17 protein-coding genes are annotated in these 17,552 nt (G+C 43.3%); 9 read left to right on the top strand and 8 right to left on the bottom strand.

The features are described 5' to 3' along the window. Positions 1-3: 3 nt before the first annotated feature. On the bottom strand, positions 4-645 hold the full coding sequence (locus HRU23_09880; protein NRA54441.1) for a DUF2959 domain-containing protein: 642 nt from the start codon (positions 643-645) through the stop codon (positions 4-6). A 110-nt stretch (positions 646-755) separates the two neighbouring features. Between HRU23_09880 and HRU23_09875 the strand changes: the two genes are divergently transcribed. From HRU23_09875 to HRU23_09860, 4 genes are read left to right on the top strand one after another with little or no spacing between them, the layout of a single operon-like run. Beyond that, the gene (locus HRU23_09875; protein NRA54440.1) at positions 756-1,670 is read left to right on the top strand and encodes a virulence factor BrkB family protein; all 915 of its coding nucleotides are present in this window, start codon (positions 756-758) and stop codon (positions 1,668-1,670) included. Further along, positions 1,633-2,601, top strand: a complete 969-nt coding sequence (pip, locus tag HRU23_09870; GenBank protein ID NRA54439.1) for a prolyl aminopeptidase — start codon at positions 1,633-1,635, stop codon at positions 2,599-2,601. Before HRU23_09875 ends, pip begins: the two co-directional genes overlap by 38 nt. Next, positions 2,598-3,038 (top strand): D-tyrosyl-tRNA(Tyr) deacylase, encoded by a 441-nt coding sequence (locus HRU23_09865; protein ID NRA54438.1) that lies wholly within the window; start codon positions 2,598-2,600, stop codon positions 3,036-3,038. The genes pip and HRU23_09865 overlap by 4 nt, the downstream gene beginning before the upstream one ends. After that, a complete protein-coding gene (locus HRU23_09860; GenBank protein NRA54437.1) occupies positions 3,035-3,847 on the top strand; it encodes a YiiD C-terminal domain-containing protein in 813 nt (270 codons plus the stop codon). Before HRU23_09865 ends, HRU23_09860 begins: the two co-directional genes overlap by 4 nt. Here the strand turns inward: HRU23_09860 and HRU23_09855 are convergent. From HRU23_09855 to gmk, 6 genes are all read right to left on the bottom strand, one after another. Beyond that, positions 3,831-4,829 carry a DUF3014 domain-containing protein gene (locus tag HRU23_09855; protein ID NRA54436.1) on the bottom strand — a complete coding sequence of 333 codons (999 nt, stop codon included), beginning with the start codon at positions 4,827-4,829 and terminating at the stop codon, positions 3,831-3,833. The two genes, HRU23_09860 and HRU23_09855, sit on opposite strands and share 17 nt — an antisense overlap. A 12-nt stretch (positions 4,830-4,841) precedes the next feature. Next, on the bottom strand, positions 4,842-6,923 hold the full coding sequence (gene recG, locus HRU23_09850) for an ATP-dependent DNA helicase RecG (protein ID NRA54435.1): 2,082 nt from the start codon (positions 6,921-6,923) through the stop codon (positions 4,842-4,844). 134 nt (positions 6,924-7,057) lie between these two features. Beyond that, complete coding sequence (locus tag HRU23_09845; GenBank protein NRA54434.1) at positions 7,058-7,441, bottom strand: RidA family protein; 384 nt, start codon at positions 7,439-7,441, stop codon at positions 7,058-7,060. Positions 7,442-7,541: 100 nt separating this feature from the next. Then, on the bottom strand, positions 7,542-9,647 hold the full coding sequence (gene spoT, locus HRU23_09840) for a bifunctional GTP diphosphokinase/guanosine-3',5'-bis pyrophosphate 3'-pyrophosphohydrolase (protein NRA54433.1): 2,106 nt from the start codon (positions 9,645-9,647) through the stop codon (positions 7,542-7,544). 50 nt (positions 9,648-9,697) lie between these two features. After that, positions 9,698-9,976 carry a DNA-directed RNA polymerase subunit omega gene (rpoZ, locus tag HRU23_09835; protein ID NRA54432.1) on the bottom strand — a complete coding sequence of 93 codons (279 nt, stop codon included), beginning with the start codon at positions 9,974-9,976 and terminating at the stop codon, positions 9,698-9,700. A gap of 45 nt (positions 9,977-10,021) precedes the next feature. Further along, a complete protein-coding gene (gmk, locus tag HRU23_09830) occupies positions 10,022-10,654 on the bottom strand; it encodes a guanylate kinase (protein NRA54431.1) in 633 nt (210 codons plus the stop codon). Between the two features lie 294 nt (positions 10,655-10,948). On the opposite strand from gmk, the gene HRU23_09825 reads away from it, so the two are divergent. From HRU23_09825 to HRU23_09815, 3 genes are all read left to right on the top strand, one after another. Continuing rightward, positions 10,949-11,653, top strand: coding sequence for a hypothetical protein (locus HRU23_09825; GenBank protein NRA54430.1), 705 nt, complete (start codon positions 10,949-10,951; stop codon positions 11,651-11,653). Positions 11,654-12,170: 517 nt separating this feature from the next. Further along, positions 12,171-14,237, top strand: a complete 2,067-nt coding sequence (locus HRU23_09820; protein ID NRA54429.1) for an extracellular solute-binding protein — start codon at positions 12,171-12,173, stop codon at positions 14,235-14,237. A 116-nt stretch (positions 14,238-14,353) separates the two neighbouring features. Then, complete coding sequence (locus tag HRU23_09815) at positions 14,354-14,944, top strand: DUF938 domain-containing protein (GenBank protein NRA54428.1); 591 nt, start codon at positions 14,354-14,356, stop codon at positions 14,942-14,944. A 9-nt stretch (positions 14,945-14,953) separates the two neighbouring features. Here HRU23_09815 and HRU23_09810 read toward each other — a convergent pair whose 3' ends face one another. Beyond that, complete coding sequence (locus HRU23_09810) at positions 14,954-16,072, bottom strand: N-acetyltransferase (GenBank protein NRA54427.1); 1,119 nt, start codon at positions 16,070-16,072, stop codon at positions 14,954-14,956. 147 nt (positions 16,073-16,219) lie between these two features. Here HRU23_09810 and HRU23_09805 point away from each other — a divergent pair, with 147 nt between their 5' ends. Further along, the gene (locus HRU23_09805; protein ID NRA54426.1) at positions 16,220-16,564 is read left to right on the top strand and encodes a HopJ type III effector protein; all 345 of its coding nucleotides are present in this window, start codon (positions 16,220-16,222) and stop codon (positions 16,562-16,564) included. A 48-nt stretch (positions 16,565-16,612) separates the two neighbouring features. Then, positions 16,613-17,548 (top strand): transcriptional regulator GcvA, encoded by a 936-nt coding sequence (gcvA, locus tag HRU23_09800; protein ID NRA54425.1) that lies wholly within the window; start codon positions 16,613-16,615, stop codon positions 17,546-17,548. The last annotated feature ends 4 nt before the right edge of the window (positions 17,549-17,552 follow it).

The raw sequence follows: 17,552 nt of genomic DNA, 5'->3' as shown, positions 1-17,552 counted from the left end.
AGGTTATTTGTGATCGATTTCGGCAATAAATTTGTTTGACTCGGATATCGAGTTATTGACCTCTGTCAGCAATGAGCTAATTTCTTGTTTTAGCCCCTCAAACTCAAGGCTTATAGCGCCAATTGCACGGGCGTTAAGGTTGTGTTTTAGATACAGCACATTGTCTTTTAATGAGCTAAGTACCTGCAGCATCTTGTGTTCGGCGCGGCGCATCGAGCGCAATAATGCTTGATAAGAATTTTTGGTCTTGCGCAACTGCTTTGTGCTGCTGCGTTTATATTTAGTGCTCGAGTATTGCTCGATCTCGTCCTGCCACTCGTCAAAAAGGGCCGCGGCGACACTTTCAATGTCATCTATTCGTGCGCTAACCAGATCTGCTGCGTCCTGACTTGAATCATACTGATCTGATAGTGAATCATAGGCTAGTTGCACATCGCCGCCATCAAAGTCTATTAAGGTGCTAAGCTCATCGAGCGCCGACTTAAATTGCTGCTGGGCTTGAGTTTGAGCGTCACGAGCATCTTCGACCCGATCGACTAATATATCCCGTTTAGCAATGCCTAGTTGCTCCATGGCATTAAAATACACAGTCTGACAACCAAGCAGACTTAACACGACAAGCGTAGCCGCGAGAGCTTTAAACATTATAATATCCTTGTGAGTTTTTGCGCGTTAGCTATATTATAACAACACAAAGCTAGCTATGATTAAATCTATTTTGTTTTATCTTATGTCGTAATAGGAGATGCTCACCTGTGAATCATAAATCACGAAGTGCTGTGAATTTTTTCAGTCAGCTGCCACTTTTGTTTTTACACATCAAACAGCGAGCTGTGCAAAATCGGTTACGAATGGCGGCGGGATACTTGTCTTATGTCACTTTGTTGTCGATTGTACCTTTAGTCTCAGTGGTTTTTTCTATGCTGTCTGCTTTTCCTGTTTTTGACAAAATTAAGAGCCAAATAGAGCTGTACGTTTACAGTAACTTTTTGCCCACGGCTGGCGATATTGTGCAGCAAAACCTAACTGAGTTTGTCAATAATGCCTCTAAAGCCAGTGCAGTTGGCATTGTGGCATTAGTGTTTATCGCCTTATTACTTATTTCTAACATTGATAAAGTACTTAACGAAATTTGGCGCAGTCCAACCAAGCGACCGATAGTCATTTCTTTTTCTATTTACTGGATGATCCTAACGCTTGGGCCGCTATTACTCGGTGCTAGTATTGCAATCTCATCTTATGTGATATCTCTCGGTGGGCTTGAGCAGGGAATGTTCAGCGAAGTTTTTTCATTTTTTTTACGCTGGTTACCGTTATTATTTTCGGTCTTAGCATTTTTAATGATGTATTTGCTGGTACCTAATGTGCGAGTTCGTTTTGTTGATGCGTTAATTGGTGCCATGGTGGCAGCTTTGTTGTTTGAATTAAGTAAAAAAGGCTTTGGCTTATATATTACTTACTTTCCATCATATCAAGCGATTTATGGCGCATTAGCGACCATTCCAATTTTATTTGTCTGGGTTTACTTGGTCTGGATTGTGGTGCTCATTGGCGCTGAGCTGACAGCCGGCTTGCCAGAATTTTACGAAAGTAACGAAGACCAATTACTTATAGATCGGGAGGTCTCTGACGATGCGGATCCTTTACCCAGTAATAAAACCGTACAGTGAGACATTTATTGATGTTTCATCACGACACCGGTTATCAGTATCGCAAGCAGGTAACCCGCAAGGAATACCTGTTATTGTGCTGCACGGCGGGCCCGGCGGAGGCCGCTCACAGCGGTTAAGTCGCTTTTTTGACCCGCTGCGTTTTCGAATTATTTTATTTGACCAACGCGGCTGTGGTCAGTCAACGCCTTACGGTGAATTAACCGACAATAATGCCCAAGCATTAATTGATGACATTGATAAAATCCGCTGTTACCTCGACATTAAAAAGTGGGTTATCTTTGGGGGGTCGTGGGGAGCGCAGTTGGCCTTGCGATATGGTTTTAAATATCCGAAATTTATCCATAGCTATATTTTACGCAGCCCATTTTTAGGCCGAGCTCAGGACATGCAGTGGCGTTTCGATGCTAATGGTGGGGCTGCACAAATTTATCCAGATCACTATCAACGTTTTATTGAAAAACTTCCATCACATCACCACAGCAACCCTATTGCTGGTTATAACGAATTATTTAATAGTGCCAACCAATTCGAACAACTAGCCGCGGCCAAGCAGTGGTCAATATGGAAAGGAGGCTTATCACACTTGTTGCCGTTAGCGGATGCTGAGCATCGTTTTGGGCATGCCCATGAAGCCTTGGCATTGGCCAAGATTGAAAGTTATTTTTATGGTCATCATTGTTTTATGGAAGAGAATCATATTATTGATAACATTGCTAAAATTAATGAGATTGACGCAACCATAGTGCACGGCCGTTATGACATGGTGTGCAAGCTCGAAGGTTCGCAAGCCTTAGTTGCACACTGGCAAAACTGCCAATTACAAATTATTCCTGGTGCCGGTCATTCAAGTAGCGAAGACGGGGTGATTGACGCCTTGGTGTTTGCCACCGATAATGTCGCAGATTGGTTATTTGGAGCATTAACATGATTGCAGTAATTCAGCGGGTGACCCAAGCGAGTGTCACTGTTGAGCATCAAGTCGTAGGTAAAATAGAGCAAGGTTTATTAGTGTTATTAGGCGTTGAGCGTGGTGATACAAAAGCCGATGCCGATAAATTGATGAAAAAAGTTACAAACTATCGAATATTTAGCGATAACGAAGACAAAATGAATTTAAGTCTGCGTGATATTGGCGGCCAATTATTAGTAGTTTCTCAGTTCACCTTAGCCGCTGACACTAAAAAAGGCCTGCGGCCTAGTTTCTCTTGTGCCGCGGTCCCTGAGCAAGCCGACATTTTGTATCAATACTTTGTCGCTGGCTGTCGTCAGCTCGACTTTGATACCGCAACCGGAATATTTGGTGCCGATATGCAGGTAGCTTTAGTCAATGATGGTCCGGTGACCTTTACTTTGCGCACGACATGAACCATGCCTCGGTTGAAGCATTAAGCTGGCAGTGGTTACCGAGTGATGATTTATTGTTAGCTCAGTTTATGATCGACTATGAAGTCAGTATCGGTGATTACCTCGTTGCTTATGATCATCAGCAACATATTGTGGCTGCGGGGAAGTTATCTCATTTGAGTGATGAACACGCGAGACTCGACGTTGTTGTATTGCCCTCATTTCGTCGCATGGGTTTAGGTCGTGAGGTCGTTAATCGGCTGAACGACCAAGCCACTCAGCAACAATTTCAACGTCTAATAGCTTTTAGCGAGCCGAATTTTTGGTTAAGTCTTGGTTTTTTACCAACAGTTGATAAGACTTTTTCGTTGTTGTTGCCGCCAGCGACTCAAGCACTTGAATTGACTTGGCACAGCGGTATCCCGATGACTGATTATATGAAATTAGCCATTACTGCCGCAACGCCAGACCGTTTGGTCACCAGCAGTGAACTGGCAGCGAGCATTAATGTTCATCAAACAATGTTTGCCGGTGCGATATACTCTCAAGCGGTTTTAACCGGTTGGGGTTTAGTGCATCTAGCATTACAGCGTGTTGGAATATCAGGCAGCATCGTGCTAGCTAAAGGAGAAATCCGCTATCGACGGCCCTTGTCACAACAACCTACTGGAGTGGCGAATCAGTTGATTGAAATAACCCAGTTATTGCCGATCTTAAGCGGCGATAAGGTCAGTATTGAATTAACAGTTGAGATGTTTTGTCAGCAACAATCAAGCGCAGCCGCAATATTTAACGGCCGCTATGTGATATTGCCTAGCCCTGCCGCGTGATGTTTTCTAAGGCCAGTTGAATTTGCAGTAATTTAGGCTGTAATTTTAGCTGGTTATCTGGACCCATTCTTAGCATCAATTTATGCGCTGCTGGCAGCTGTTCTAAGTCTGGATCCGCAAATTTGTACATCGCAGATGGCGCAACGAGTTTGATCGGCTCGCGGATCACTGGCGCGTCGAGCAATACTTCAATTGCTTGATAAAGCGTTGCGTCAAATGAATCGCCAGGATATCCAAGCTCTTGATATGCATCTTTAAATAAAGGTTTTAACGCGAGATACTGATTGGTCGCAAACTCGATATCAATCGAATTAATAATATCGACATACAAATCATAGCGCGCATAACCTAGTGTATCTAAATAAATTTCTTGCGCCTGCTCGGTCACCAAAAACTTTTCTTGAGGCCGCTGTAACGGACTAAATTTTGTCACTAAATCACCGCGCGATAAGTTATCGACAAATACCACAAAATTGCGAATAAGATCTTTATTAATCAGTAAGGCAGAATAAAGTGGTAACCAAGACAATTGCTTGGCTGCAGGTAATACTACCGCGTCTGATTTATCGAGGCTTGGCAGTGATACCGCTGCTGGCTCGGGTGTTGTCGTCGGTTCGATCTCTGGCTCATAGCCTGTTATTTTTTGCTTAGCCGCGATGAGTTGAGCCGCTATCGATTGAGGCTGTTGCTGGCTCGAGCTGTTGACCGCTGACATGTTCGTTTGAGTTGCTACATCTTGGCTTGCAAGATCGTTATCACCAATGCTTATTTGATCATTGGGTTCGATGACAGGGCTATCTCCTGCGGTGTTAGGCTCTTGAAGTAGAGGCAGTTGTTCCGGAGTTGGATGCGCAGTTAATGGGTCGTTAGAGTTATACAGATACGTACCTACGACTACGATGACGAGCGCAATAGCAATAACAATATAAATTTCAGTCGAATTGTTCGCTGTTTTTGGATCTCGCGGTGATTTCACTTGCATTGGGTTCCTCAATTATACCTGACTATAATGTTGTTTGTTGCCGAGCCATCTCGTGACGATGGGGGAGACCCATTGTGGATAATGCTCAGCTAAATTATGGGCCATTTGTTGGATCTGTGGGATTAGCTTTTGGTCGCGAATGAGATCGGCTATTTTTAGATCGGCCAAGCCCGTTTGTTTGGTGCCAAGTACTTCTCCAGGACCACGAATTTCGAGATCTTTTTGCGCGATAACAAAGCCATCATTGGTTTTACGCAATACGCCTAGTCGCTTAGTCGCAGTGACCGACAAAGGGCTGTGATACAACAAGACACAGTGGCTATCAATTTTACCGCGACCAACTCGTCCTCTGAGTTGATGCAGTTGGGCTAGCCCGAGCCGTTCGGGGTTTTCAATAATCATTAGGCTCGCATTGGGCACGTCAACCCCCACTTCAATAACAGTTGTTGCGACCAACAGATTAAGATTTCCTTGTTTAAACTCATTCATGATCTGTTGTTTTTCAGCGCTTTTCATTCGGCCATGCACTAAGCCAATCGCTAAATCTGGTAGTCGCTCGTGCAGCTCTTGCGCCGTTTGTTCCGCTGCCTGACATTGCAAAACTTCAGATTCTTCAATCAGAGTGCAGACCCAGTAACTTTGACGGCCAGCGAGGCACGCATTACGAACGCGTTCAATAACGTCATCGCGGCGCAGATCATCAATCGCAACTGTAGTAATCGGTGTTCGACCCGGAGGTAACTCATCGATAATTGAGGTATCTAGATCGGCATAAGCCGTCATTGCGAGCGTTCTCGGAATAGGGGTGGCAGTCATCACCAATTGATGCGGGAAATGTTCACCTTGCAGGCCCTTTTCTCGCAGCGCTAGGCGCTGATTTACACCAAACCTATGTTGTTCATCAATAATAACCAACGTTAAATTATTATAATTAACATCAGCTTGAAATACTGCATGGGTGCCGACAATCATTTGAATTTCGCCAGCGGCAATATCAGCAATCGTTTGTTGCCGTGCTTTGCCTTTTAATTTCCCAGCCAGCCAGCCCACTTTAATGCCTAATGGCGCAAACCATTGCTCAAAGGTGCTCGTATGTTGCTCTGCTAATAATTCGGTCGGTGCCATTAATACGACCTGATAACCTTGAGAAAGCACTCCGAGGGAAGCCAAAGCGGCGACTAATGTTTTACCTGAGCCGACATCACCTTGCAGGAGGCGCATCATTGGCTTGTCTAAGGCTAAATCTGTTTTTATTTCAGCTAAAACTCGCTGTTGAGCTTTGGTTGGACTAAATGGCAGCGCAGCCAACAATTGCGACTCATAAAGGTTGCACGGTGAAATTTGGGCCGCTTGATGCTGCTGGTTATGCTGACGAGCTTGTAGCATTGATAAGTTATGCGCCAGTAATTCTTCAATAATTAAGCGCTGCTGAGCTGGGTGCTCACCATTGGCTAGTTGTTCAACGCAGGCTTCTGGCGGTGGACGATGCAAATAAAGCAGTGCCTGGGTTAACGGTAATTGATTTGGGTAAAGCTGAGGCGGTAACAAGTCACTAATGGGGTATTTATTGAGGTAATCTAATGCTTGGTCAGAAAGTTTACGCAGGGTTAATTGCTTAACGCCATCAGTCGCGGGGTAAACCGGTGTTAAGCTTTGCTCTAGTTCAACCGTGGCTGATTGATTAAATACTTTGTACTCGGGGTGGATAATTTCAAGGCCGCGATTACCAAGCTTAATTTCACCAAAAAAACGAATTTGACTGCCGATAATAAGGCTGTTCTTTTGCTGCGCACTAAAATTAAAAAATCTTAGCGTTGCTCTGCCATACAGATCAGAGACTTGGCAGACCATCATCGAACGGCGGCCGTGGGTTATCTCGCAACTATCAATGGTGGCAATTATGCTAACGTGCTGACCGGGAGTAACCTGATTTAAGCTGTAGACACGGGTGCGATCTTCATACCGGTGCGGTAAATGAAATAATACATCCTCAATTGTATTGAGGCCTAACTTGGCTAATTTCTCGGCCATTTTTACCCCGATCCCAGACAGATCGGTTAACGGAGAAGACAACATACTCGTTTGCACTAACATAGCCGGTGATTATATCTCAAGAACAAAATTGGAGTTGAACGCTAACATACAATACAAAGCACTTAGAACCAACCTGTTTATAACAAATAAGGAGGCCTAAGCCTCCCGTTCAGTGTTGAGTAAACCATTGAAGTTTACAGCACCATTACACCATCCATTTCAACCTGGCTGCCTTTTGGCAATGCACGAACACCAAGTGCAGCGCGGGCCGGATAAGGTTGAGAGAAATATTTTGCCATTACTTCATTGACGGTGGCGAAGTTGCTAAGGTCAGTCATGAAAATGTTAAGCTTAACCACGTCGGCTAGTGAACCCCCGGCGGCTTCGCACACTGCTTTCATGTTTTCAAATACCTGAACAACTTGCGGTTCAAATTCATCACTGACCATTTCCATAGTAGCTGGTACTAGTGGGATTTGACCTGACAAATATACGGTATTATCTACTTTAACAGCCTGACTATAAGTGCCTATCGCTTGTGGAGCGTTGTCGGTTGAAATGATTTCTTTAACGGCCATATTTCACTCTCTGTTTGGATCGGGTAACGCCCGAAAATTAACGCAACCCCATGTTTATATTTAAAAACATAAATACAGAGTTACGTAAAGTTAGTTTATGTTAGTGCTTCGTTCTGATAATTTTCAAAATATCAGGCAATACTCTTATTTTTCTAATAACGTTGGCTAAATGAATTCGGTCATTGACGCTCATTGTGACATTAACGGTGTAAATCCGGCCTTCTTTCTCTTCGGTCGTCATGGTGTGAATATTCGCATCAGCTTTGGAGATAGCGGTAGTTACAGCCGCCAAAATACCTTGATGATTTACCATGTCAATCCGGATTGCCGTGACATACTGCTGCTCGCTATCTTTATCCCATTGCACATGAAGATACTTTTCTTGTTCTTTGGCGTGATCATGAATATTAGAACAAGTTTCGTTGTGCACCACGAGGCCTTTGCCTGGGCTTAAATAAGCAATAATCGGGTCACCAGGAATTGGTTTGCAGCATTTAGCAAATGAAACCAGCATGCCTTCAGCACCTTTAATTGGCATGCGTTTGGTTGCTGGTAAGTCGTGATTATGCTCGGTATGGCCGTTGGTTAAGCGATGCGAAATAGCTAAACTCATCACATTACCTAGTCCGATATTAGACAATAGCTGATCAAAGCTTTCATTCTTGGTTTCTGCGACCACTTTGGCAATAAGCTCCGGTGGTAATTGGTCGAGTTCAATATCACCTAAGGCGTGCTTTAACAGGCGCCTGCCAAGTTTTATTGACTCTTGGGCCTGACGATTTTTCAAAACCTGGCGTATTTTTGAGCGAGCGCGAGCGGTAACAACAAAGTTTAACCATGCAGCGTTGGGCTGTGAGCCCGGTGCCGTGATAATTTCAACGCATTGGCCACTCTCAAGCGGATGACTTAGCGGATAAGCCTGACGATTGATGCGAGCACCAACGCAAGTATTACCGACATCTGTGTGGACCGCGTAGGCGAAATCGACCGCAGTGGAACCAGCAGGTAGCTCGAGCAAACGGCTATCAGGGGTAAATACATAGATTTCTTCAGGAAATAAATCGGTTTTAACATTTTCGATAAACTCGAAAGAATTACCAGCGCTCAGTTGCAACTCATGCAGGCTCTGGATCCAGCGTCTGGCACGAACCTGTGCGGTTGTGCCTTGATTATCACTGTTTTTATAATGCCAATGTGCAGCAACGCCTTTGTCAGCCATTTGTTCCATGTGTTCAGTTCTGATCTGTACTTCGACCGGAATGCCATGAGGGCCAAGCATAGAGGTATGCAGTGATTGGTAGCCATTAATCTTAGGCAGTGCAATATAGTCTTTAAATCGACCGGGGCGAGGCTTGTACAAGGTGTGCATCGCACCGAGGCTACGGTAGCAGGTATCAATGTCAGCAACGATGATCCGAAATGCGTAGATATCCATGACATCTTCAAACTGAATTTCTTTACTTTTCATCTTTTTATAGATCGAATAAAGATTTTTTTGACGACCTAACGTTGTTGCTTCAATGCCTGCTTCTTTTAATCGGCCCGAAATTTCCTGCTCAACATTGAGCAACATTTCACGGCGGTTGCCTTTAGCATGGTGCACTACTTTACTTAACACCCGAAAACGATTTGGGTACAAGCCTTTAAATCCAAGCTCTTCTAGCTCAAACTTTATATTATGAATGCCTAGACGGTTCGCAATAGGTGCGTATATTTCGAGTGTTTCACGCGAAATACGACGTCGTTTATCTGGGCGTAATGAGTCTAACGTTCGCATGTTGTGCGTGCGATCAGCCAGTTTAATTAAAATGACCCGCAGATCTTGCACCATGGCCATCATCATCTTACGAAAATTTTCGGCTTGGGCTTCTTCTTTATTGCGAAATTTTAATTTATCGAGCTTTGAAACGCCTTCAACCAATTCGCCAACAGTTTTGCCAAATTGCTGTGCTAGTTGTTCTTGGGTAACTGGAGTATCTTCGATAACGTCGTGCAAAAGCGCGGCGATCAGGGTTTCGTGGTCGAGATGCATATCAGCCAAAATTTGGCTAACAGCGACTGGATGCGTAACATACGGCTCACCGCTTGATCGAAACTGTCCCGAGTGGGCGTCACGAGCGACGACATATGCTTGCTTTATTTGTTCAACTTGTGATGGTTCGAGGTAGCCAGAGGCTACCTCGACAAGGTTTTCTATCAGATACAAGTATCACCCCGACAGTGTTAAAATTAGGATGATGAAGTATCGATTCGATATTAACCGATTCGACCTTCAGCAATTGCTGCAACAGCCGCTAATTCAGCTACTTCTTGCTCGTGTTGAGCTAAACGCTCACACTCATCCATGGTTGCTGTGGTCACCAGACCTTGTTCAATTTCACGTAGTGCAACGACTGTTGGTTTGTCGTTTTCAACATCTACTAGTGGTTCTTGACCACCGTTGGCTAGTTGGCGGGCACGACGTGCTGCCACTAGAATTAAGTCAAAACGGTTGCCAACCTGTTCTACAGCATCTTCAACTGTTACGCGAGCCATCAGGCACTCCTAAAAAATTGATAAAAAATGACGCAAAAGTGTACTCTATTTAAGTTGCTCTGCCAATAACTCTTTGAGCATATCACAATGTTTTATTGCTTGGGGTGATTCTTTTAAGCGATTGGCTTTGATAATAGCATTAAAATCAACTAAAGCTTGCTCGAAATTATCATTAACAATTAAAAACTCATATTCGTTAAAATGACTCATTTCACTAACGGCTTTAGACATTCTTGCTGCGATGATTTCATCACTGTCTTGGCCACGGCCAATTAACCGACGTTCAAGTTCGGGTTGCGAAGGCGGTAAAATGAAAATCCCTTGCGCTTGTGGCATCAGCTGCTTTACTTGCCGAGCACCTTGCCAGTCGATGTCAAGAAAGACATCGATGCCGCGTTGCAGTTGCTGTTCAATGACAGTACGCGAGGTGCCATAGTAATTACCAAACACTTCTGCCCATTCGAAAAATACGCCATCATCAATCAGCAGTTTGAATTTTTCAACGCTGACAAAGTGGTAATGTTGACCATCAATCTCACCTGGGCGAGGATTACGTGTAGTATGAGATACCGACACTTGAAGTTGGTCATTACTCTGGTCTAGCAGCGCCGAAATTAAGCTGGATTTACCTGCGCCGCTCGGCGCAGAAACAATATATAGCGTGCCTGTAGGTAGCATGGCGGTCCCCAATAAAACTCAAAAACAATATTAATGGCGAAATATACCATTAGTTAATCTACAACGCCTAATAATGCCGATGAACTTTATTGTTTTGAGGCACTCGTAAGGTCGGTCATTAAAACAAACGCCACAAGCGTGATATGTGTCACGCTTTGGGTTTTTCTAGACTTTAGTCCAGTGGTGATGAAGGGGTAATTGGTTAGTATTTTTTTGTGACCAATTTTCATACTGACGAACTGTGGCTCGAAACAAAATGGTTGACGATTATAAATATAGAAGTGAAATAAAAGCATGAGACTAGCACTTTATTCATTGGTTCTATTGCTGACGTTTTCGGGGGCTGTCGATGCACTGCCTAAGCAATTGACTTTTGGTTATATCAAAGATAGTCAAATAGCGTTAGCGGCTAGTAACGTGTTGTTTATTGCTTATCAGCGCATTGGTATTGATGTGATGTTTATTGGCTTGCCAGCAAAACGCTCGTTGCAACAAAGTGACAGTGTCCTGTTAGATGGCGAGGTATTACGGGTGGCTAACATTGAAAATAGCTATCGTAATTTAATCGCAATCCCAGTGTCTATGACTCTCATTGATGGGGTGGCCTATACCATTTCTAAGTCGATAAAATTTGCAGATGTAGACGACCTACTAAATTACCGGATAGGCATTCATAGCGGGATGCTGTGGCAAGAGAGCTTTGTTCAGCATAGCCAAGGTCCTCATACCCGAGTCAATAGTGCCACCAGTTTGTTTAAATTACTGATTGCTAATCGCGTGGACTATGTGTTGCTTGGGCGTGCGGGCGCCACTGAGTTAATGAATAGTACTTTTGCAAATAAAAATATTGTCGAAGTATCACCTGCGGTAAGGCACTCACAGCTTTTTCATTATGTTCATCGTAAGCATCTTGGTGTAATCCCTCTTATTACTAAACAACTTGAAAGTATGCAAGTATCAGGAGAGCTGGTGCAGCTGTTAGCTGCTGGAAAACATTAACGAAAAATCACAAGGAATACGCGGTGGTTATAAATGAAATTATAGCAGGGCTATTATTACGGCGCTTAACCGCAGATCATCTTGTATTATTGAGAGTTAGTCCCTTTGCCTGTTAAGAGGAGTGTCGCTGCTAGCGGGCCAGACAATCTCCATACATAGGGTGTCGGTGAACAAGCCTTTATAACTGACCGCTAGTCATTCCATCCTGGTAAACAACGCTCTTCGTTGATCGTAAAATCACAGTTCAACAGTATGTTACATGGGTCATGCCGAAACCCACGCCATGCTAGTGTTAATTCCCCCTTGAATTTGTTACTAGACGTCGCGCATGAATGTTACTGTGCAGCGAGTGGTTGGCTTAAAGCGCCAGCGATTACTCGCAAAGAGCGGTTTTCTTTATGTTGAACTCGGTTCTCGGCTGTTGTTTTGCTTTGACACCTAGCTATCGTGTACTAAAATTAATAGCGTGAATTTTGTCTACTAAAATTGCTTTTTTCCTTTAGGGGATAAACTATTAATGTTTACTCTTAGCTATACACTCCATCAGGTCCTAGTATCACGTTTAAATCGTTGGTGGGCCATAAAGAAAATCCAAATTGTCTGGTTATTTATTATTATTGCGACGAGTCCTTTCGCCGCGCAGCTTCCTATAATCGAATTATCTACTTATGAACATAATCCTTATATCGGGCAGCACCTAGCGGGCAAGGGAGCAATCCATGAGATTGTCGAGCAAGCCTTTGACGCCTCTGGTTATAGGATTGAAAGCAAATTTTATCCATTTGTTCGAGCAATGAAGTTGACCAAGGCTGGTTCATCGGTCGCGGTTTTTCCGATTAGCTATGACGGCGAGCTCGAAGCGGATATGTATTTTTCTGACCCTTTGCCAGGGGAGCGGTTAGGCATGTTGCACAAGAAAACAAGTATTCAAGCAACATACGAGCCTCGCGGTAAATATATTGGGGTATTAAGAGGGCGATTTTCAGATTTTAACCGCATGGATATAAAAACAGCGGGAGCAAAATTTTATCAGGTGAGCTCCAATGAAGACTTATTAAAAATGCTATACGTTGGGCGGGTTGATTATGTCCTAATCGATAAGTTTACAGCCGCAGATTTAATGGTCGATAAACTGCCTTATATGATTGGTAAATTAGACTTTGTCAAAGACACGATCAAACCGGTAAATTTTTATGTTGGTTTTTCAAAAAAAAATACTAGCAGTAAAGCGCTGGTCGCTGCTTTTAACCAGGGCTTAAAAAAAATAACAGTCAATGGAACGTTGAATAATATTTTATATAAACATGGGTTACTTTCGTTTAAACCTAGTCATAGTAAAAAAGTGCTACGTATCGCTACTGTCGCTAACCCAGATATGCTGACAATGAAAAACTTATCACGTCAATATGAACAGGAGCATCCCGATATTGTGCTCGATTGGCGCGTGCTCGATGAAACGGTGTTACGAAAAAGATTATTAAGTGACCTAGCCGTTTCTGACGGTCAATTTGACGTAATGACGATTGGTGCTTTTGAGGCTCAATTTTGGGCAAGAGATCACTGGTTAATACCGCTGGTGAAGTTACCACAGAATTATGATCAAGCTGATTTGATTAAGCAGGTTAGGCAAAGCCTCTCTCATAATGGTGATATCTATGGTTTACCATTTTATGCCGAAAGCTCGATGACTTACTACAGGAAGGATCTTTTCAAACAGGCGGGAATAACCATGCCAGCTAATCCGACTTGGCGGCAAATTCGGTTATATGCCGCAATAATTCATAATCCAAAGGCAAAAATTTATGGCATTTGTTTAAGAGGTAAAGCTGGTTGGGGAGAAAATATGGCGGTCATTAATACGATCGTTAATGCTTTTGGTGCTAGTTGGTTTGATAAAAACTGGCAAGCCCAACTCAATTCACGTCAGTGGTTTGATGCCATTTCATTTTATATCGGTTTATTGCAAAATTATGGCCCGCCCAATCCAGACAAAAATGGATATAGCGAAATATCTCAATTAACAGCAGATGGTCATTGCGGTATTACTATTGATGCTACAGTAGCATCTAGTCTGTTATTTGATCCTGATAAGTCAAAAGTCTCAAACTTGATCGGGTATGCTTCAGCGCCAACTACTGTCACATCAATAGGCGGCGGTTGGTTGTGGGTTTGGGCGCTGGCAATACCGAGCTCTTCGACCCTAAAAGATGATGCACTTGAGTTTATTACTTGGGCAACCTCCAAAAATTATATTGATAAAGTTGCTCAATCGAATGGCTGGATGGCTGTGCCGCCAGGCACTCGTTATTCAACTTATCAAAATGATAATTATCGTTTTGCTGCACCGTTTTCATCGTTTGTGCTGGCAGCAATTGAGAATAGCGCTCCGAAGGGAGAAACACCGAGGTCGGCCCCTTATTTGGGATCTAATTTGGTAGCTATACCTGAATTTCCTGCGTTAGGCACTGAAGTGGGAAAAAATATTAGTTTAGTGCTAGCGAGAAAGAAAACGTTAAGTAATGCGTTGCGAAGCTCGCAAAGCTTTGTGGCTAAAAAAATGCGATTAGCAGGTTATGGAAATTAAAACCTAGACGACAACATATTATAATGATGAACTGGCGGTATAATTTTTGATTGTTCATCATATAAAACCAGTGCTTGGTCGATATCATGGATAACAGCATAACTTTAGGCATAAACATGGAAAGACCATTCTCTCAGGCATGTGAAAATAATAAGCAACCGATATTATCTGTGCTTGAACAAGCATTTAGTTCATCCGAGCTGGTATTAGAAGTGGGCTCAGGTACCGGTCAGCATGCGATTTATTTGGCCAAAAACTTAGCCCATCTAACCTGGCAAACCAGTGACTTAGCCTGTAATCACCAAGGCATTAATCAATGGTTGAGCGGTGTTTCTTTGGCTAACCTACAGCCGCCAATTGCTTTAGATCTTAATTTCACGTGGCCCGTTGGATCGTTTGATGGCATCTTTACCGCCAATACCTTACACATTGTTAGTTGGCGCTTAGTAGAGAATTTCTTTACTGGAGTGGCCAAGCACCTTACGGCGGGTGGTTCATTGTGTGTTTATGGTCCCTTTAATTATCAAGGTCAATTTACCAGCGTCAGCAACGCTGATTTTGATTTGTGGTTAAAAGGACGCGACCCAGACAGTGGTATTCGTGATATCGAAGCGATTGAACGATTAGCCATCGCGGCGGGCTTGGCGTTGGCGTTCGATCATCAAATGCCTGCTAATAATAGATTGTTGGTTTTTCGAAAAATCTAGTAGCGCCGATTAATCGGCATTTTTAAAGGGCAGGGCTTGCCGGCACTGCTGCTGATAAGCGCGAAGCTCTTGGCGCTCTTGCGTACAAAAGGCCTTGATTGCCGGCCTAAATTCTACTTGTTTTATCCAATGATACGAGTGGGTTAATATTGGTTCAAAACCCCGTTGAATCTTATGTTCGCCCTGGGTGCCGGGGTTAAATCCTTGCAGTTTATGCTCAATGCAAAACTCAATACCTTGGTAATAACAGAGCTCAAAATGCAAATTGGGAAAATATTCTGTACAGCCCCAATAACGACCATACAGCTGGTGTTGGTCGACAAAAAACCAAGCCGCCGCAACATATTTTTTTTGATAACTGGCGATAACCAACAAGACATTGCTTGCTTGATCTGCAATGATTTGCTGAAAAAACGCTTTGGTTAAATGCGGAGTATGACCGCGTTTGGCATAGGTTAATTGATAGGTCAGGTAAAAGAAGTCCAGTTCGTGCTCGGTTATCTCATCAGCGCTAAGTCGTTGTATTGTTAGCCCTTGTGCAGCAATTGATAAGCGTTCTTTGCGGGTGTTTTTACGTTTTCGGGCTGTAAATGTCGCTAAAAAATGATCAAAATCTAGATAGTCACGATTAAACCATTGAAATTGAACGGTGTGACGTAAAAAAACATCATCGGGCAACTGGTCTGTTGCGGGACAAAATAATAAATGCCAGCTATTAAAATCTTGTTGCTGACAGTGTTCCGTCAGCGATTGCATAACTTCATATTGTGAAATATCGTTCGATAGTAGCTTATCACCGCTAACCGGGGTAAAGGGAATGGTACTTACTAACTTGGGATAATAAGCATAACCATTACGCTCAAATGCGTCGGCCCAGGCCCAGTCAAAAACGAATTCCCCCCACGAGTGCTGCTTAATATAGAGCGGTAAAATCGCCTTAAGTTGCTGCTCGTTCTCACCGTGGACCAGCATGTGGTGTGGTATCCAGCCATTGGCCTCTACGGCGCTGTGGCTTGTTTCTAACGCGCTAAAGAAAGACTGTTGTAAAAATGGCGACTCACAATTGTTTAATCTTTGCCATTGAGCGGCAGGGATCGGACTAATGCTGTCGATAAAATCAATCTTCATCGTTATTCCTAATAAATTTTTTCTTAATATTTTAACTGCGATGGTTAGCTCGCTGGAGGTTAAGCGGTAATTTATTGCTACTGAGGCTATTTTGTTAACGCTTATTCTGACAAAATACTAATAAATTAACCATCAAGAATCAAAAAAATGTCATTGACTGAATTACTTAACCAAATTGAAGACCAGCCACAGCAAATCGACTTTGTGCAAGTAATGGCGGTGATAAGTGAACATTATAATTACCTGCCAACAACGTTTGCCAATGGTTCGCTGCTTAACGCCGCAGGTAAAAATGAAGGTTCGTGCAAAATATTTGCCTTTGCACTGCTTAATAAGTTGAATCAGCAGCAAACGTTAGCCTGTTTCGGTGCCTATTATCGTGATGATGTATTAAAGCATCCTCAGGGTGAAGATCATGGCAATATTCGACAATTTATCGCTCAAGGTTGGCAAGGCATAAAATTTGAAGGTGTGGCACTGGTTGCAGTTTAAGTTAGCGAGTCGTCATTGCTATTAAAATCATGGTCTAGGGGTTAACAAATGGAGCGGAAATTACCACCTTTAAAAGCCTTGCGAGTCTTTGAGGCAGCGGCACGATTACAGAGTTTTACCTTAGCTGCCCAAGAGTTGCATGTGACTCATGGTGCGGTAAGCCAGCAAATTAAATTATTGGAAGCTTATTTTAATCAGCCATTATTTGTCCGTTCACACGGTAAAATATCTTTGAATGAGCAAGGTAAAAAACTGTTACCAGTAACCTCTAGTGCTCTTGACCAACTCGCGAACGTTTGTGAGAAACTGAGCAATGATATTGCAATTGAAACGCTAACGATTAGTTTGACCTCGGCGTTTGCTATTCATTGGTTAGTACCGCGATTAAATGACTTTCAACAGCGCCACCCTAATATTCGACTTAGACTTCAGCCAAGCGCAACCTTTGATGGTTTTAATAACGGTGACGAAGTCGATGTTGCGATCCGCTGGGACTGTCAGCACGATCAAATGACTAACGTGACTAAACTTTTTGATGTCGATGCCTTTGTTGCCTGTGCACCGCAATTACTTGACGGCGATTGTGGTTTAAAAACGGCGACCGATCTGGCACGGCAAACCTTAATTCATGATGACGATGGCACGGCGTGGAAAACTTGGTGCCAAGAAGCGGGAATTGACAACGTTGATACGACGACCGGACACTACTTTTCAGATTCTGCGTTAGCATTGCAGGCGGCAATTGATGGTCAAGGCATAATCACTGCAGGCAGTATTCTCGCTGCGCGAGAATTAGAGCAAGGAAAACTCGTTATTCCGTTCAATATATTTGTTGGCAGTCGCATGGCTTATTATTTGTTTTATCCTAAGAAAGACAGCTCACAACCGACTATTGAGCTATTTCATCGTTGGTTACTAGCACAAGTTGAACATTACCAACAAACGCGGACGCCGCTGAGTCAGTATGTGGTGGCTGTTAGATAATCTA

It is taken from the genome of Gammaproteobacteria bacterium (genome assembly GCA_013214945.1).
GTDB lineage: Bacteria > Pseudomonadota > Gammaproteobacteria > Enterobacterales > Psychrobiaceae > Psychrobium.
The sequence above is the reverse complement of the archived record's forward strand: the minus strand, read 5'-3'. Positions and strand labels throughout refer to the sequence as shown.

Bases quoted from the DNA above. Each gene is read 5' to 3' on its own strand.
- HRU23_09880 (NRA54441.1), bottom strand. From the start codon at position 645: ATGTTTAAAGCTCTCGCGGCTACGCTTGTCGTGTTAAGTCTGCTTGGT.
- pip (NRA54439.1), top strand. From the start codon at position 1,633: ATGCGGATCCTTTACCCAGTAATAAAACCGTACAGTGAGACATTTATT.
- HRU23_09865 (NRA54438.1), top strand. From the start codon at position 2,598: ATGATTGCAGTAATTCAGCGGGTGACCCAAGCGAGTGTCACTGTTGAG.
- HRU23_09860 (NRA54437.1), top strand. From the start codon at position 3,035: ATGAACCATGCCTCGGTTGAAGCATTAAGCTGGCAGTGGTTACCGAGT.
- HRU23_09855 (NRA54436.1), bottom strand. From the start codon at position 4,829: ATGCAAGTGAAATCACCGCGAGATCCAAAAACAGCGAACAATTCGACT.
- recG (NRA54435.1), bottom strand. From the start codon at position 6,923: ATGTTAGTGCAAACGAGTATGTTGTCTTCTCCGTTAACCGATCTGTCT.
- HRU23_09845 (NRA54434.1), bottom strand. From the start codon at position 7,441: ATGGCCGTTAAAGAAATCATTTCAACCGACAACGCTCCACAAGCGATA.
- rpoZ (NRA54432.1), bottom strand. From the start codon at position 9,976: ATGGCTCGCGTAACAGTTGAAGATGCTGTAGAACAGGTTGGCAACCGT.
- gmk (NRA54431.1), bottom strand. From the start codon at position 10,654: ATGCTACCTACAGGCACGCTATATATTGTTTCTGCGCCGAGCGGCGCA.
- HRU23_09825 (NRA54430.1), top strand. From the start codon at position 10,949: ATGAGACTAGCACTTTATTCATTGGTTCTATTGCTGACGTTTTCGGGG.
- HRU23_09820 (NRA54429.1), top strand. From the start codon at position 12,171: ATGTTTACTCTTAGCTATACACTCCATCAGGTCCTAGTATCACGTTTA.
- HRU23_09815 (NRA54428.1), top strand. From the start codon at position 14,354: ATGGAAAGACCATTCTCTCAGGCATGTGAAAATAATAAGCAACCGATA.
- HRU23_09810 (NRA54427.1), bottom strand. From the start codon at position 16,072: ATGAAGATTGATTTTATCGACAGCATTAGTCCGATCCCTGCCGCTCAA.
- HRU23_09805 (NRA54426.1), top strand. From the start codon at position 16,220: ATGTCATTGACTGAATTACTTAACCAAATTGAAGACCAGCCACAGCAA.
- gcvA (NRA54425.1), top strand. From the start codon at position 16,613: ATGGAGCGGAAATTACCACCTTTAAAAGCCTTGCGAGTCTTTGAGGCA.